13 protein-coding genes are annotated in these 16,417 nt (G+C 45.8%); 12 read left to right on the plus strand and 1 reads right to left on the minus strand.

Annotated features, from left to right (window positions below; all coding sequences use genetic code 11):
• Positions 1 to 312 precede the first annotated feature (312 nt).
• Positions 313 to 1,818: a ribosomal protection-like ABC-F family protein gene (gene abc-f / locus A8806_RS09645; protein ID WP_109730981.1), complete on the minus strand. Its 1,506-nt coding sequence runs from the start codon at positions 1,816 to 1,818 to the stop codon at positions 313 to 315.
• Positions 1,819 to 2,336: 518 nt separating this feature from the next.
• On the opposite strand from abc-f, the gene addB reads away from it, so the two are divergent.
• The 12 genes from addB to ftsX all read left to right on the plus strand — a co-directional run bounded on the left by addB (position 2,337) and on the right by ftsX (position 16,412).
• On the plus strand, positions 2,337 to 5,720 hold the full coding sequence (gene addB, locus A8806_RS09650; protein ID WP_109730982.1) for a helicase-exonuclease AddAB subunit AddB: 3,384 nt from the start codon (positions 2,337 to 2,339) through the stop codon (positions 5,718 to 5,720).
• The gene (gene addA / locus A8806_RS09655; RefSeq protein WP_109730983.1) at positions 5,710 to 9,399 is read left to right on the plus strand and encodes a helicase-exonuclease AddAB subunit AddA; all 3,690 of its coding nucleotides are present in this window, start codon (positions 5,710 to 5,712) and stop codon (positions 9,397 to 9,399) included. The genes addB and addA overlap by 11 nt, the downstream gene beginning before the upstream one ends.
• A 47-nt stretch (positions 9,400 to 9,446) precedes the next feature.
• A complete protein-coding gene (locus A8806_RS09660; protein WP_109730984.1) occupies positions 9,447 to 9,764 on the plus strand; it encodes a DUF1294 domain-containing protein in 318 nt (105 codons plus the stop codon).
• A 167-nt stretch (positions 9,765 to 9,931) separates the two neighbouring features.
• Positions 9,932 to 10,255, plus strand: a complete 324-nt coding sequence (locus A8806_RS09665; protein WP_109730985.1) for a PadR family transcriptional regulator — start codon at positions 9,932 to 9,934, stop codon at positions 10,253 to 10,255.
• The gene (locus tag A8806_RS09670) at positions 10,252 to 11,031 is read left to right on the plus strand and encodes a DUF1700 domain-containing protein (RefSeq protein WP_109730986.1); all 780 of its coding nucleotides are present in this window, start codon (positions 10,252 to 10,254) and stop codon (positions 11,029 to 11,031) included. Before A8806_RS09665 ends, A8806_RS09670 begins: the two co-directional genes overlap by 4 nt.
• A gap of 3 nt (positions 11,032 to 11,034) precedes the next feature.
• A complete protein-coding gene (locus tag A8806_RS09675) occupies positions 11,035 to 11,949 on the plus strand; it encodes a DUF4097 family beta strand repeat-containing protein (RefSeq protein WP_109730987.1) in 915 nt (304 codons plus the stop codon).
• A gap of 69 nt (positions 11,950 to 12,018) precedes the next feature.
• Positions 12,019 to 12,207 carry a PspC domain-containing protein gene (locus A8806_RS09680; protein ID WP_109730988.1) on the plus strand — a complete coding sequence of 63 codons (189 nt, stop codon included), beginning with the start codon at positions 12,019 to 12,021 and terminating at the stop codon, positions 12,205 to 12,207.
• Positions 12,208 to 12,419: 212 nt separating this feature from the next.
• Complete coding sequence (locus A8806_RS09685; protein WP_109730989.1) at positions 12,420 to 12,605, plus strand: small, acid-soluble spore protein, alpha/beta type; 186 nt, start codon at positions 12,420 to 12,422, stop codon at positions 12,603 to 12,605.
• Between the two features lie 60 nt (positions 12,606 to 12,665).
• Positions 12,666 to 13,337 (plus strand): WecB/TagA/CpsF family glycosyltransferase, encoded by a 672-nt coding sequence (locus tag A8806_RS09690; RefSeq protein WP_109730990.1) that lies wholly within the window; start codon positions 12,666 to 12,668, stop codon positions 13,335 to 13,337.
• Positions 13,338 to 13,609: 272 nt separating this feature from the next.
• Positions 13,610 to 14,701: a PucR family transcriptional regulator gene (locus tag A8806_RS09695; RefSeq protein ID WP_109730991.1), complete on the plus strand. Its 1,092-nt coding sequence runs from the start codon at positions 13,610 to 13,612 to the stop codon at positions 14,699 to 14,701.
• Positions 14,702 to 14,782: 81 nt separating this feature from the next.
• Positions 14,783 to 15,469, plus strand: coding sequence for a cell division ATP-binding protein FtsE (ftsE, locus tag A8806_RS09700; protein ID WP_109730992.1), 687 nt, complete (start codon positions 14,783 to 14,785; stop codon positions 15,467 to 15,469).
• Complete coding sequence (gene ftsX, locus A8806_RS09705) at positions 15,459 to 16,412, plus strand: permease-like cell division protein FtsX (RefSeq protein WP_109730993.1); 954 nt, start codon at positions 15,459 to 15,461, stop codon at positions 16,410 to 16,412. Before ftsE ends, ftsX begins: the two co-directional genes overlap by 11 nt.
• Positions 16,413 to 16,417: the final 5 nt, after the last annotated feature.

A 16,417-nucleotide genomic window follows, 5' to 3' on the forward strand; every position in this document is an offset into this window, starting at 1 on the left:
ACATTGCAGATTGGTGGATTATTGATATTCTTCATACTAACAATCCAACAGGGAGGCCAGACAAATGTCGGCCCATATTAAAAAGTGCGATTATCATGCCGATCGACATACGGCACGTCGGTACATGAATGAAATAGATATTTAACCAAGCTACCGAAAAAAATAACTATGACGATATTTCAAGAATTTCCTGTAATAAGGAAAGATCCATATCATAGCACCTCCCTATATAGTATAAAATACACTATTTTGGGAGATGCTGTGGGTGGCTTAAGATTATTTCACAATTTTAAAAATGATATATTCAGAATATCACATATTAGGCGTTTCATCTTTTTTAGAAGCATCAATAATTTGAGTTGCGATTTTTTGCTGGAAGGATTCATCGTGTTCCACGAACAGCATGGCAGGCTGGTATTCCGTCAAGAGTGCCTCGATCTGCATGCGGGAAAAGATATCGATAAAATTCAATGGTTCATCCCATATAAACAGATGTGCAGGTTCGCACAGGCTCTTGGCCAGAAGGACTTTCTTTTTCTGGCCTTCGCTAAATTCCTCCATATTTTTTTCAAATTGAATCCTGTCAAAGTCAAGTTTTCTTAGGAGCGCTTTGAAAATAGTTTCATTCAGCCGATATTCTTTTGCAAAATCAGTAAGTCCTCCTCTTAGCCAGGAGGTATCCTGAGAGATATAAGAGATCTTGATGCCGCTGCCGAGGCGGAAGGTGCCTGTATAGGGGATGGGATCTCCGAGTATCAGCCTGATCAGGCTTGTCTTGCCGCAGCCGTTTTTCCCACGCAGGCAGATCCGGTCCCCTTTTCTTATCGTAAGATTGATATTCAGGCAGACCGGCGTTTCACCATAGCAGATGCCAATATCTTCCATTGTAAGCAGTACATCGGTGTGGTACGAAAGCAGATTTAATTTCAAATCGTCTGTAGTTTCTATGTTTTTCAGCAGCCCTTGTTTTTCAGTGATTGCATTCTGCTGCCGCTTTTGTGTGGACTTTGAGCGCTTCATCATTTTTGCGGCCTGATGACCAATATGTCCCCTGTCCGGCCGCAGCCCGGCTACCCGCGTCCCAGTTTTGGTCTTTTCTATCTGATCGGACCATCGTTCTGTCCGGCGTGAGGCTTCCTCAAGATGGCGGATATCCTGTTTTAGCTGTGCATTTCTTTCTCTTTCCATTTGATCCGCCGCTTCTTTATTCGCATACCACGAGGAAAAATTCCCTTTCTGGATTTCAATATTCGTCTTATTGATAGAAAGAACATGGTCAATGCATTTGTCTAAAAAGGTCCGGTCGTGCGATACGAGTATAAAGCCTTTTTTGGTGTTCAGATATCCGGCCACTTTTTCTCTGGCTCTGATATCCAGATGGTTTGTCGGCTCGTCGATGAGCAGGAAAGCATTCTCCTTTAAAAAGAGTGCAGCGAGGAGCACCTTGGTCCTCTCGCCGTTGCTTAACGTCGAGAAGGGCCGGTAAAGAACTCCCGGATCAGCATCCATAAGATTCAGCTCTTTTATAATCTGCCAGCTCTCAGACGTGGGATTGATCGCCTCCACAATCTGCAGAGTCATATCGTCAGGATTTTTTACAGGATAAGGGAAATATTCAAAATCAACACTGGCGGAAATCCGTCCGCTGTAATCGTATTTTCCCAGAAGCAGATTCAGAAAAGTAGTCTTCCCGCGCCCGTTTCGGCCAATAAAGCCAAGTTTCCAGTCTGTGTCGACCTGGAAAGATACATGTTCGAAAATAGGATCATAACTGCTCTCATAAGCAAAGGTTAAATCAGATACTTGAATTCTGGACATAAACATACCTCCTTGTCGGTTCTTTGATGTGTTGCAGCAGGGACCGTCATGCCCTGCATGCATTATAAAAGCCGCAGAAAAGTCAATTCCTGCGGCTCCTGATAACACATAAAAAGGATCTGACCATGCCCGCTTCAAAAAAAGCGGTTCCCGGGCGTAATCAGTCTGGTATGCTATGAGAAGAAAAATGAATAGACTTTCCTGCGATTGCACAACAAAAAAACGGACAATGTCCTCTCGTCTGTCTGTTTTGTTATGCGTGTGTCATTAGCAAGAAAAAGTCTTCATTCTTTCATCTCCTGTCTTTATAATCTGAAAATATCGTATCAGAAAAAATCTGGGAAGTCAATACAAAATCATATACCAATGGCGGTCCAACAGGGGACGGAAGTTAAAAACAATTCATACATTTTAGAATATTCAGAAAACGGAGCGCAAAGGGGTCTGACCCCTTTGCGTGTTTGCGTTTATCTTCATACCTATGTTAGAATAATGTAGTTAGTGAAAAGGAGGATACTATGTCATTACAGTTTATTTTCGGGAATTCCGGTGCAGGGAAGTCCTATTATTTATATCAGACGGTTATTGAAGAATCTATGAAGAATTCGGACCTGAATTATCTTGTTCTTGTTCCGGAGCAGTTTACGATGCAGACGCAGAAGGATCTGTGTACGATGCATCCCCGGCATGGGATTATGAATATTGATATACTGAGCTTTGGAAGGCTGGCGCACCGTATCTTTGAGGAAACGGGAGGGGATACGAAGCGGGTGCTGGATGATGAGGGGAAGAATCTGATCCTGCGCAAGATTGCGGGGGATTATGAGGAGGACCTGAAGGTTTTGAAGGGGAATCTGAAGAAACAGGGGTATATCAGTGAGGTGAAGTCTGTTATTTCGGAGTTTACCCAGTATGGCATCGGGTTTGATGAGCTGGATGAGTTTATGGAGGAAATTGAGCCGGAGAGTTATCTTTACTATAAACTCCAGGATATCCGGAAGGTGTATGAAGGTTTTGAAGAGTATCTGGCGGATCAATATATTACAAAGGAGGAACTGCTGGATGTTTTGAGTGATGCGGTTCCGCAGTCTGCTCTTTTGAAGGATAGTGTGGTTGTGCTGGACGGGTTCACGGGATTTACCCCTGTGCAGAATAAGCTGCTCGGAGAACTGATGCGTGTCTGCAGGAAGGTTATGGTTACGGCGGTGCTGGATGGGCGGGAAGACCCATATGTGTACCAGCACCCTTACCAGCTTTTTGCGCTGAGCAAGCAGATGGTTACGAGTCTGGTGAAGATTGCCGGAGACTGCCATGTGGAGATTGAAGACGCGGTCTGTCTGTACAAGCGGCCCCTTTACCGCTTTAAAGACAACGAGGTGCTTGGATTTCTGGAGTCGGAAATCTTCCGGTATTCGAAGCGGCAGTATGAAAGGGAACAGGACGTGCTTACTGTGCATGCAGCCAGAAACCCGAAGAAAGAGGCGGAATATACGGCCTCCCGGATCCGGTATCTGGTCAGGGAGAAAGGAATGCGTTACCGGGATATCGCGGTAATCGCCAGTGACCTGAATGCCTATGCCGTTTGTCTGGAAAAGGCCTGTGACAGTTATGGGATACCTGTGTTTATGGACCACAAGAAAAGCATTCTCCTGAATGCTTTTGTAGAATATTTAAGAAGCCTGCTGGCTATGGCTGAACAGGGATTTTCTTATGAGAGTGTCTTCCGGTTTCTCCGGACACAGATGGCGGGATTTACCCACGAGGAAGTGGACCGGATGGAGAACTATGTGCTCGCCCTGGGCCTGAAAGGGTATAAGAAATGGCAGGGCGCATGGGTACGCCGGACGGCCGGGGTTGAGGAGGAAGAGCTTGCCACACTGAACCATCTGAGGGTCCGCTTTGTGGAAAATATAGATGCTTTGGTCTACGTACTAAAGCAGCGGCGAAAGACCGTGAAGGACATCACCGCCGCGATTTACACGTTTCTCGTAAAACAACAGTGCCAGATCCGGTTAAAGGAAATGGAAGACCGCTTTCAGGAGCAGGGGGAGCTTGCACTTGCCAAGGAGTATGCCCAGGTATACAGGATCGTCATCGAACTGTTCGATAAGTTTGTAGAACTTCTGGGGGATGAGCAGATTTCCTTAAAAGAGTACTGTGAACTTCTGGATGCAGGGCTGGAAGAAGCAAAAGTCGGAGTCATCCCGCCCAGTCTTGACCAGGTGGTGATCGGCGATGTGGAGAGAACACGTTTAAAGGATGTAAAAGCCTTATTTTTCGTGGGGGCCAATGACACACTCCTGCCGGGAAATCTGGGGCAGGGCGGGCTTTTGTCGGAGCGTGACAGGGAGCATTTTACGGAGAAAAAAATCGCACTCTCACCGGGATCAAAAGAAAAGACCTATATTCAAAAATTCTATTTATACATGAACCTGACCAAACCGACAGAATATCTGTCGCTCTCTTTCAGTAAAGTTTCGGCGGAAGGAAAAAGCCTCCGCCCAGCCTATCTGATTCAGGATATCAGGCGTCTGTACCCTGAACTGAAGATTGTGGATGAGGAGAAGATGGGACTTACGGATCAGGAGCTTACCCAAAAGACCGCAATGGAATACCTGATCGATGGTCTTCGCAGCCGTGCTTTCGGACTGAGCGGGGAATGGAAGGAACTCTATTCATGGTATATTGCCAGCGAAACACAGAACCGTCTGAAAGACAGCGGCAAAGGTGCGGCAGAGATGATGCTGGAAGCCGCGTTTTTCAGGAAAGAGCCGGACAGACTGACGAAAAAAGCGGCGGAACTTCTGTACGGTGATGCATCCAGATTCAGTGTCACCAGGCTGGAGCGTTTTGCATCCTGCGCTTATGCACATTTTCTCACATACGGGCTGCGGCTTTCAGAGAGGGAACAGTACCAGTTTGAGGCAATTGATCTCGGAAACATCGCACATCAGTCGATGGAACGGTTTGCCAGGAAGGCAGATGCAGGCAGGGTTACATGGCCGGATATGGATGAAAAGATGCGCACGCAGCTGATTGAAGAGAGTGTGGAGGAAAGTATTGTGGACTACGGAAATACGGTCCTTTTCAGCAGCGCGAGAAACGAGTATATGGTAACGAGGATTAAAAAACTGATCCACCGTTCCGTATGGGCACTGACAGAACAGCTTAAAAAAGGTGATTTTGTGCCGAGCGGTTATGAGATGAAATTTGGAAGCGGCAAGATCGACAGGATTGATACATGCGAGGACGAGAATAAAGTCTATGTGAAAGTCACGGACTACAAGACCGGCTCCAAAAGTTTTGACATCACATCCTTTTACCACGGCCTGCAGATGCAGCTCCCGGTGTACCTCAATGCGGCGATGGACATCGAGAAAAAGCGCCATCCCGGGCAGGAAATCCTGCCGGCCGGAGTTTTTTATTACCGCATGAAGGACCCCATAGTGGAGAAAGAGAAGAATGAGGTACTGTTGGAGGAAAAATTACTGAAGGAGCTGAAGCTGGACGGACTTGTCAATGCAGACGATGCCGTAATTGAACATTTGGAGAAGGGATTGAGCGGGACCTCGAATCTGATCCCAGTCGGAAAAAATAAAGACGGAAGCCTGAACCGTTATTCTAAGGTGCTTGCTCCGGCAGAGTTTTCCACGTTGTTAGAGTATACGAAACAGAAAGAGCAGGAACTAAGAACACGGATCATGAACGGAGAGGCAGGGGCACGGCCGTTTGAAATGGGAAACAGTACTGGGTGTGACTACTGCGCTTACCGCGACATCTGCGGATTTGAGCCCGGACTGGAAGGATACGAGTATCAACGGCTCGAAAAGCTGAGTAAGGAAGAGGTTGTGGAACAGATGAAACAGAAAACAGGAAAGGAGGGTCAGGAAAATGGGCGTTAAGTGGACAAGCGAACAGCAGCAGGTCATTGATTTAAGAGAACGGAATATACTCGTTTCGGCAGCAGCAGGTTCCGGAAAGACGGCCGTTCTGGTAGAAAGAATCATCCAGATGCTTACAGATGCAGAGTATCCGGTGGATGTGGACAGGCTCCTCATCGTGACCTTTACCGAGGCTGCGGCCGCCGAGATGAAAGAGAGAATCCGTGAGGCGATCGAAAAATCTCTGGAGGAACATCCTGAAAATGTACATCTCCAGCGTCAGGCAACTCTCATACACAGTGCCCAGATCACAACTATACACAGCTTCTGCCTGTCGGTAATCCGTGACCATTTCCATGTGCTGGACATTGACCCGGGATTCCGCATCGCGGAAGAAGGGGAGCTGAAGCTTCTCAAGCAGGATGTTCTGGATGAACTGCTGGAAGAGCGCTACGCAGAAGGTGGGATTCCATTTCTGGAATTTGTCGAAAAGTTTGGGACGGGCAGGAATGACAGGAAGATTGAGGAAATTATCCTCAAACTATATGAATATTCCAGAAGTTATCCACAGCCAGACGCGTGGCTGGAAGGCTGTGCACAGGATTACAGGACCCACGGGGAAGACCTGGAAGAATCTGCATGTATGAGGCGCGTAAAGGAACTTGTCCGCCAGAAGGCGGGGGACATGCTTTCTATATTAGAAGAAGGGCTCGTGGTGTGCGATATGCCGGATGGCCCGTATATGTACGGGGACATGCTCGAAGCTGACCGGAGTGTGATTGGCCGGATAGCAGAGGCCGGTTCCTTTGAGGAAATGTATCAGGCAGTGGGGCAGACCACCTGGAAACGGCTCTCTGTGAAGAAAGATGAGTCTGTTGATGTGGATAAAAGAGAAAAAGTCAAGGCCATGCGTGAAAAAGTCAAAAAAATGTGCAAAGACATGGCGGCTATGTACTTTTATGAAGAACCACAGGAAATCATGCAGGATATGCAGGAGGCGGCAGATTCGATGGCCGTTTTGTCAGGACTGGTACAGCAGTTCGGGGATCATTTTTCGGAGAAAAAACAGAGCAAAAATATGATTGACTTCAGCGATATGGAGCAGTTTGCATTGAAGATACTGACCGTTACAAAGGACGGGGAGCTTGTCCCGTCCCCGGTAGCCCGTGAATATCAGGAACAGTTCACAGAGGTCATGATCGACGAGTATCAGGACAGCAACCTGATTCAGGAGGCAATCCTGACAAGTGTCTCTACCGTGAGCAGAGGGAAAAATAATGTGTTCATGGTCGGTGATGTGAAGCAGAGTATCTATCGGTTTCGTCTGTCAAGGCCGGAGCTGTTTATGGAGAAATACGACACTTACAGTCAAAAAGACAGCGACCGGCAGAGGATTGATCTACACAAGAACTTCAGAAGCCGGGAGGAAGTCTTAAGCAGTGTCAACTTTATTTTTGAACATATCATGCGGAAAGAATTGGGCGGAATACTCTATGATGAGCAGGCGGCACTTTATCCGGGGGCTGCTTACGACCCCCAGACAGATGAACGGGGGAACACAATCAATCAGGCCGAACTTCTGCTGGTGGATACGTCCGCGGACCAGATACCGGATGGGGTACGTGAGAATGCAGACGACAGCATGGATATTATAGAAGGGACCGGAAAACAGATGGAGGCCCGGGCTGTGGCAAAGCGCATCAAAGAGCTGATGCAGTCCGGCCGTGTTCTCGATAAGGCAACGGGAAATTACCGCACTCCCATGTATAAAGACATCGTGATTTTGACCAGAAGCATCAAAGGCTGGGCGGATGTGTTTGCCGAAGTACTCGGGGAGGAGGGAATACCGGCCTATGCGGGGAGCAGGGAGGGGTATTTTGAAACTTATGAGGTCAGCATTCTGCTGGATTATCTCCAGATTCTGGATAACTTCCGTCAGGAACTTCCGCTGACGGCGGTGCTGACATCACCATTTGCAGGACTGGATGCACAACAGCTCGCAGATATCCGGAACACATTCCCGGAGGTCCCGTTTTATGATGCAGTCAACAGATATGCCTGTGAAGCATTGGAAAATGCAGGAGACGAAAGTGCTCACACAGAGGACGGACCAGAAATAAACTCTGAGATCAGAAAAAAACTTCAGCAGTTTTTAAAGGTGTACCGGCAGTTTCGCGATACCGTGCCATACACGGCAATCCATGAGCTTCTCTGGCATATTATTGAAGATACCGGCTACGGCATCTATATCGCGTCCATGCCAGGCGGTGCCCAGCGTATGGCAAATGTAGAGATGCTGGTAGAGAAAGCGTCGGCCTTCGAAGGTACCAGTTATAAGGGTCTTTTTAATTTTGTGCGCTATATTGAGCAGCTTCAGAAATACGACGTGGATTACGGGGAGGCGAATATAGCAGATGAGCAGTCCGACACGGTGCGAATCATGACGATCCACAAGAGTAAAGGACTGGAATTCCCGATCGTGTTCGTTGCGGGGATGGGAAAACAGTTTAACACACAGGATGTAAAAGGCAGTATTGTGATCCACCCTGAGTGGGGAGTGGGAATTGATTCCATCGATCTGGAAAAACGGACAAAGATTCCGACAATTCTGAAAAAAGTGATTCAGGAAGAGATCACAAGGGAGAATCTCGGTGAAGAACTCCGGGTGCTCTATGTTGCCCTGACAAGGGCAAAGGAAAAACTAATCATGACGGCGCAGCTTCCCCATGCCCGGGAAGTACTGGAAAAATTAAGCGCAGACCCGCGGCAGGGAAAGCAGACAGAGGCCCTTCCGTACTACATGCTGGCCAGTGCCCGGTCTTATCTGGACTGGGTCCTTCCGCTGGTTCCATTGGTTACGGAGGAAATCCCTCTGGAAGTCCGTATAGAAGACTGCTGGAATCTGTCTGTGAATGAAACCGCGGACAGAAAAGCCGAAGAAATAGCAAAAGACGTGCTTCAGCACTGGGATACTGGGAAAGTTTATCATGAACAGCTTGGAAATCAATTGAAGGAACAATTGGGGTATATTTACCCGTATGAGCTGGAAGGAAAACTGAAGCTTAAGTTTACCGTATCTGAGTTAAAGAAACGTGCCTACCTCGAAGAAGAGCCGGCAGAGGAGTTATACAAAGAGGCTGAGGTCGTACCTCTTCTCCCCGGATTTCTGAAAGAGGAAGCCGAACTCAGCGGTGCATCCCGGGGAAGCGCTTACCACAGGCTGCTCGAGCTTCTGGATTTCAGACAACAATATAATGAAGAAACACTGGGGCAGGAGATCGAAAGGCTGGCAAAAGAAGGCAGACTTTCCGAAGACATGGCGCAGTGTATACGCATAGCAGACATACTGGGCTTCCTGAACTGTGAAAGCGGGCAGAGAATGCATCAGGCCGCTGCCAGAAATCAGCTAAGAAAAGAGCAGCCGTTCGTGCTGGGCGTAAAAGCCGAAGAAATCTATCCCGAAGAACAAAGTGGCGAGACCATCCTTGTTCAGGGAATCATAGACGTATATTTTGAAGAAGACGGTGCCCTGACCGTGCTCGACTACAAGACCGACAAGGTGCGTACTGCGTTGGAGCTCAAAGAAAAATACCATGCCCAGCTCGACTACTACGCTCAGGCATTGGAGCAGCTTCTCGGAAAGAAAGTGAAAGAAAAAATTATCTATTCATTCACCCTGAAAAAAGAAATTCAGGTTTAAAATAGGCGGCTGAATCACTATTCTGCACACCCGCAGGGGGCACAGCAATGATTCAGCCGCCAAAAAAACTACAAGAGAGGAGAACGATAGTGCAGCATAAATACATCATCATATACATGATACTAATAAACCTCATTACCTTTTTCACTTACGGTGCCGACAAACAAAAAGCCAGAAAAAACAAATGGCGCATTCCTGAAAATACCCTTATCCTACTTGCCCTCTCCGGCGGCTCCATAGGGGCATACCTCGCAATGCAGACCTTCCGTCACAAAACCCAAAAAATCAAATTCAAAATCGGAATCCCCATAATCATACTGCTTCATGCCGCCCTTCTGGTACGGTTCATACTGTTTTATTCATAAAAATCTTCCAAAGATTCCTAAAGATATTCTAAAGGTTTATAATAATGATTGACAGATGATATTATACATAATATAATATAGAAAAATAAATAATATTAATGAGTTCGTAATATTAAGCACATGATAATATTAAAAGATTCATAATACTATGATAAGGGAGTGATTATATGGTATTTAACACCGGTGCAGCACTGTTGGATGCAATTGTCCTTGCGGTTGTCTCCAGAGAAAGTGAAGGTACTTACGGTTATAAAATTACCCAGGACGTACGCAGGGCGATTGATGTATCGGAATCAACGCTGTATCCCGTACTGAGGCGTCTTCAGAAGGATGAATGCCTGGAAGTTTATGACAGACAGTTTGACGGCCGCAACAGGAGATACTATAAAGTAACAGAAAAGGGAATGGCACAGCTGAATTTGTACAGAGTTGAATGGAAGACTTATTCGAACAAGATTAACGAGATATTTGAGGGAGGTGTAACGGCATGAGTCGAAAAGAATTTATGGATAGGCTTGAGGCATTGCTGGCAGTAATTCCGGCGGAGGAGAGAAGTGAGGCTCTTCAGTTTTATACGGATTACTTTGAAGATGCCGGGGAAGAGAATGAGGCACAGGTGATAAAAGAACTAGGAAGCCCGGAGCAGGTAGCTGCGATGATCAAAGCTGATTTAAAGGGTGATAACAGTGACAGCGGTGAATTTACGGAACATGGATACTCAGATTCCAGATTTGACCAGAAAAACAACCCGGTACCGAGGCCGAACCGTTATAAGAGGGCAGAGGGCGGCTATACCTACCACAGTACAGACGGCGGCCAGTCATATGGAAAGCAGGGCTACGGCAGTGATTCATATAAGAACGGGGAAGAATACAAAGAAGGGCCCAGAACAAGCAAGACGTTAAAAATTGTTCTGATTATCCTGATCGCTCTGGCGGTTATCCCTGTAGGATGGCCGATCCTGCTCGGTATCGTGGGAATCTGCATCGGACTTGTATGTGCCTCGTTTGGACTGTTCGCCGGATTAGTTATAGGTGCCCTGGTATTGATGGGAGCGGGACTTTTCATCTTTATTCTGGGCCTGACCAAGATAATTGCTGCACTTCCGGTTGCACTTTTGACAAGCGGATCAGGATTAATCATCTTTATTCTGGGCCTGATTGCCGTTGTAGCGTCGGTCAGACTCTGCTTTATAGTATACCCGGCAATTTTCAGATGCATTGTGAATATCTGCAGATGGCCGTTCCACAGAAAGGCGGTGTCATAACCAATGAAAAAAGGATGGAAGATTTTCTGGATTGTGTGTATATCTGTTTTAGGCGCAGGCATCGTATTATGTATTGCAGGCACTATTATGGGGGCTACGCTGTCGGAAGTCCGCAGTGCCTACGGAACAGAGGAATACTACAGACACGGAGTTTTATGGTACCATAATAATTGGGAAGATTACGACGATTACGATCATTATGACATGGAAGACCATGAGGACTATTACGATGGAGAATCGCATGTGTCAGCGTCTGGACAGGATGTGCATAACTTTCAGGGAATCAGAGAAATTGATCTGGAGCTCAGTTACATGCAGGTAGTTGTCAAGGAAGGCAGTGGTGATTCAGTCATAGTAGACACAAGTGATGTAAATGAAAAGCTGAAAGACCGCCTGATTCTGGAACAGGAAGACGGTGAATTGAAAATAGAAGATCAAACAACTCATAACCTATGGAAAAAAATCAGCATAAAAGATGCAGGGACAATGGTCATTCAGGTTCCGAAGGACAGGGCCCTGGAAGATGTATCGCTGGAAGTAGGCGCGGGCCAGCTTTCAATAGAAAGTATAAATGCCGGGTGCCTGGATCTCAATGTGTCGGCAGGCAGGGCAGTTGTGAAGCAGTTTGAAGTAAAGGATCTCAATGTTGACTGTGGTGCCGGTGAGGCAAAATTATCTGGGACCGTAACACGCAATTCAGAAATTGAGTGCGGGGTAGGCCGTATAGAACTCGCCCTGACAGACGGTCAAAACGATTATGATTATGAATTAGACTGTGGTATAGGCCAGTTGAAAGTGGGAAATGACAGCTACACCGGTCTGAGCAATAAGCGCCATATAGACAATGGCACCGGCAAAAAAATGGAGATAGACTGCGGTATAGGAGAAATAGAAGTATCCTTCGGAGCATCATTATAAAGTCCCCTGTCCTTTGCAGTTACGGGAGAACCAATCACATTTAGTATCAATAATAGAGGAGGAATCATTATGTCACAGAAAAAATTATACCGTTCAAGAAGCAACCGCATGATTTGTGGAGTATGTGGAGGCGTAGGGGAGTACTTCAATATTGACGCAACTCTGGTACGTCTGTTGTTAGTCCTGCTGGGCTGTACAGGGTCAGGGATTGTGGCGTATTTTATAGCCGCTATCATCATTCCGGATGAGCCGGTTTAATACAAAGCATCTTGAAAACAGGCGCTGTGCCAGATGGACTACGGTAAACGGCACAGTATAATATCAGGATATGAAACATAAAAATCCGCCGCGGGAAGCAAACGGTTCCGCGGCGGTTTTTATGCATTCTATCATTTTTTCTGCACCTTCTTTGAATGTCTTCCGGCATACAGGCAATACTCCTACCAAACAAGAAAGGTAGGTAAAAAAATATGTCAGCAAAAAAAGAAAAACCAATAGACTTGAAAAATCTGGAACCGGATGAAAAAGTAAAGTACGAAATAGCCGAAGAATTAGGGCTTCTTGATAAAGTGATGGCGGAAGGATGGCGTTCATTATCCTCAAAAGAAACAGGCAGGATCGGAGGCCTCATTACGAAAAGAAAACGAAAGAGTTGAAAAAACTATGATTTTTTGATACAATTGTACGACTGGGGAGAAGAAGCATAGGTGATGTGAATGGAAAAGAGGATTAATATCTTTGATGTGGAGATTGACGGCTTCACAGCAAAGGCTGCCATGAAGGCGGCCGTTGAGTACATGCAGAGTGAGTCCATCAATACGATAGAAATTGTTACATTGGATATGCTCATGCAGGGACAGGACAGCCCTGAATGGAAAGAAGAGACGAAAGAGATAGACCTCGTGCTCCCAGGTGAAAAAGAAATCCTGGAAGCCGCTGAGATACTGGATAAAAGTTTATTGAAAGATGTTACAAATAAAATGTTTTTAAAGATGTTCCTCCGTTATCTCCAGAGGAACAGGAAGCGGATATTTCTGGTTGCAGGTTCAGAACAGGAGCTTGAGAAACTCAGAGAGGCCCTTGAGAAGTATAATAAAGGAATCATAGTCGTTGGAACCGGCATCCTGGATGCTGAAGGAAAATCAAAGGAAGAAGTGATCAATGAAGTGAACGGCGCGGAGACGGACTGTATATTTTCCGTGCTGCCGTCACCGCTTCAGGAAGAGTTCATTGTAAATAACAGTGCTTTGCTCAATGCCAGAGTGTGGCTGGGGTGTGGCCAGACACTTGTCCGCAATTACGGCGAGAGACAGACGGGCAGGGTACGCCGGTTTTTTATCAAAAAGATATTCCGCTACAGGGTGGAAAAAGAAAAGAAAGAGAATTAAAAGTTACTGTTAAAAAGCAGCCCGGACTCTCCGGCGGCCCCGGAAAATTATGGAAGCATTTTTGAACGAAGAATAATTTTGTGAACTATGTATAGTTTCGAAAATATGAATTTTTTGTAAAATATATGAGGAAATGCATAAAAAAGGTGGATTTCCTCTTTATTTTTTTGACGTTATGCATTAATATATAATTTATATATGTGCGTTCTCAATCTTACGGGAACTAAAACTTTGTGAAAAATGCACATGAGAATGAGCGGAGGAGATAAAGTATGATTTCAAATCAAATACTTCAAAACACGATTGAAGGCCTTAAAGGGATTTCCAGAATTGATTTCTGTGTTCTGGATACGGAAGGGAAGGCGCTTGCCACTACATTTGATGATTCGAAGGAATATGAGAGTGCTGTCTTATCTTTTGTAGAATCTCCTGCTGACAGCCAGGTGATTCAGGGATGCCAGTTTTTTAAGATTTTTGACGAGCAGCAGTTAGAGTATGTACTGCTTGCCGGCGGTGAGAGCGAAGAAGTATACATGGTCGGCAAGATTGCAGCATTTCAGGTTCAGAGCCTGTTAGTTGCTTATAAGGAGAGGTTTGACAAAGATAACTTTATTAAAAATCTTCTTCTGGATAACCTTCTGTTGGTGGACATTTATAACAGGGCCAAAAAATTACATATTGACACAGAAGTAAAACGTGTTATCTTTATTATTGAGACATCTCATGAAAAAGACAGCGTGGCACTCGACAATGTAAGGAACCTTCTCGGAGGAAAGTCCAAGGACTTTATTACAGCTGTTGACGAGAAGAATATTATTGTCGTAAAGGAACTTTCTGACAAAGACGGCGGCAGGGAACTTGAGAAGATGGCAAAAGATATGCTTGATACACTGAGGGATGAGAGTGATGAAGAACATATCCATATTGCATATGGAACCATCGTCAGCGATATCAAGGAAGTTTCCAAGTCTTACAAAGAGGCAAAGCTTGCACTGGATGTAGGCAAGATCTTCTTCGATGAGAAAGACATAGTGGCATACAGCACGCTCGGTATCGGCAGACTGATCTACCAGCTTCCGATTCCGCTTTGCAAGATGTTTATCAAGGAGATATTCGAGGGGAAATCTCCGGACGATTTTGATGAGGAGACATTGACGACTATCAATAAGTTCTTTGAGAATAGCCTGAATGTATCAGAAACGTCAAGACAGCTGTATATTCACAGAAATACTCTGGTATACCGGCTTGATAAGCTGCAGAAGAGCACAGGCCTTGACCTTCGTGTCTTTGAGGATGCGATCACGTTCAAGATTGCCCTTATGGTAGTGAAGTACATGAAGTATATGGAATCATTGGAATACTAGAATCTATCAGATAAGAGGGGCGGGACGCATGGGGACCGCTTGGGATGATATACACGGAGTATGAATAATTAGGAGGAACATATGATTGAATTAAGAAATGTAACGAAGGAGTACTCTAAAGGCAATGCTGCGCTAAACGGCGTGTCTGTAAAAATTGAGCGTGGCGAATTCGTTTTCATTGTGGGAGACAGCGGTTCAGGTAAATCAACTCTGATTCGCCTGATTATGAAAGAACTGGATCCGACGGAAGGGACGATTATCGTTAACGGGCAGAACCTGAACCGGATGAGACATCGTCACATTGCAAAGTACAGAAGGGGGCTGGGAGTCGTTTTCCAGGACTTCCGTCTGTTGAAAGACCGTAATATTTATGAGAACATTGCATTTGCACTGCGTGTTACAGAGACACCTACGCGTGTGATCAAAAGGAAGGTGCCGGCGGCACTTTCACTTGTGGGACTGGCACAGAAGTATAAGTCATTCCCGAAGGAGCTGTCAGGGGGAGAGCAGCAGCGTGTAGCAATTGCAAGGGCAATTGTAAATGAACCTGCTATTTTGTTGGCCGACGAGCCGACTGGTAACCTGGATCCAACAAATTCATGGGAGATCATGAGTCTGTTGAAAGAGGCGAATGAGAGAGGGACAACTGTTTTGGTTGTTACTCACAACCAGGAAATCGTAAACGAGATGAACGAGCGCGTCATAACGATGAAACAGGGCGTTATCGTCAGTGATGAACAAAAAGGTGGGTATTTCGATGAGGATTAGTACTTTAGGATACGTAGGAAAACAAGGTGTTAAGAATATCGGCAGGAATAAGATGTTCTCGCTTGCATCTGTCGCAACGATGTCAGCCTGTATCTTCCTGTTTGGTCTGTTCTTCTCCATCCTGCTGAACTTCCAGCATATTATTAAGTCAGCAGAGGAAGGGGTGGCCATCACCGTATTTTTTGATGATGAGGCAACACAGGACCAGATCGACAACATCGGGGAGCAGTTAAGGAGCAGAGACGATGTTGCAGATGTGAAGTTTGTTTCAGCAGATGATGCATGGGACAAATTTAAGAATGATTATTTTGGTGATAATGCAGAACTGGCGGACGGTTTTAAGAATGATAACCCGCTGGCCGGATCTGATAACTATGAAGTATATATGAAGACAGGTGATAATGATGAAGAGAGCCTTTCGGTCAGGAGCAAGTCTCTTGCGGCGACACAGCAGGATCTTGTGAAGTTTGCAAAGAGTCTCGACGGGGTCAGAAAGGTCAACAAGTCTGATGTTGTGGCAAATACATTGTCCAGCGTGAATGTGCTCGTCGGATATGTTTCCATTGCAATTATCATCATCCTGTTTGGTGTTTCCATCTTCCTGATCAGTAATACGGTTACGATGGGTATTACGGTCCGCAAGGAAGAGATTGCAATTATGAAATATATTGGTGCGAAGGACTTTGTGGTCCGCTCACCGTTCGTAATTGAAGGTCTGATCATGGGTCTGATTGGTGCGGTTATACCGCTGGCATTACTGTACGGATTGTATGGCAAGGCGGTAGAGTATGTACTGACGAAGTTCCAGATACTGAATAACATTATCAATTTCCTGCCGGTAACGTATGTATATCGTTTCCTGCTTCCGATTGGTTTGTTATTAGGTGTTGGTATTGGTTTTATCGGAAGTTATTTCACAGTACGCAAGCACTTAAAAGTATAGGGGGA

It is taken from the genome of Faecalicatena orotica (assembly GCF_003149245.1).
Lineage (GTDB): Bacteria > Bacillota > Clostridia > Lachnospirales > Lachnospiraceae > Faecalicatena_A > Faecalicatena_A orotica.

Excerpts from the sequence above, each read along its gene's own strand:
- A8806_RS09680 (WP_109730988.1), top strand. The coding sequence starts at position 12,019 with ATGTCACAGAAAAAATTATACCGTTCAAGAAGCAACCGCATGATTTGT.
- abc-f (WP_109730981.1), bottom strand. The coding sequence starts at position 1,818 with ATGTCCAGAATTCAAGTATCTGATTTAACCTTTGCTTATGAGAGCAGT.
- A8806_RS09695 (WP_109730991.1), top strand. The coding sequence starts at position 13,610 with ATGATTTCAAATCAAATACTTCAAAACACGATTGAAGGCCTTAAAGGG.
- ftsE (WP_109730992.1), top strand. The coding sequence starts at position 14,783 with ATGATTGAATTAAGAAATGTAACGAAGGAGTACTCTAAAGGCAATGCT.
- ftsX (WP_109730993.1), top strand. The coding sequence starts at position 15,459 with ATGAGGATTAGTACTTTAGGATACGTAGGAAAACAAGGTGTTAAGAAT.
- A8806_RS09670 (WP_109730986.1), top strand. The coding sequence starts at position 10,252 with ATGAGTCGAAAAGAATTTATGGATAGGCTTGAGGCATTGCTGGCAGTA.
- A8806_RS09690 (WP_109730990.1), top strand. The coding sequence starts at position 12,666 with ATGGAAAAGAGGATTAATATCTTTGATGTGGAGATTGACGGCTTCACA.
- A8806_RS09685 (WP_109730989.1), top strand. The coding sequence starts at position 12,420 with ATGTCAGCAAAAAAAGAAAAACCAATAGACTTGAAAAATCTGGAACCG.
- addA (WP_109730983.1), top strand. The coding sequence starts at position 5,710 with ATGGGCGTTAAGTGGACAAGCGAACAGCAGCAGGTCATTGATTTAAGA.
- A8806_RS09665 (WP_109730985.1), top strand. The coding sequence starts at position 9,932 with ATGGTATTTAACACCGGTGCAGCACTGTTGGATGCAATTGTCCTTGCG.
- A8806_RS09675 (WP_109730987.1), top strand. The coding sequence starts at position 11,035 with ATGAAAAAAGGATGGAAGATTTTCTGGATTGTGTGTATATCTGTTTTA.
- A8806_RS09660 (WP_109730984.1), top strand. The coding sequence starts at position 9,447 with ATGATTCAGCCGCCAAAAAAACTACAAGAGAGGAGAACGATAGTGCAG.
- addB (WP_109730982.1), top strand. The coding sequence starts at position 2,337 with ATGTCATTACAGTTTATTTTCGGGAATTCCGGTGCAGGGAAGTCCTAT.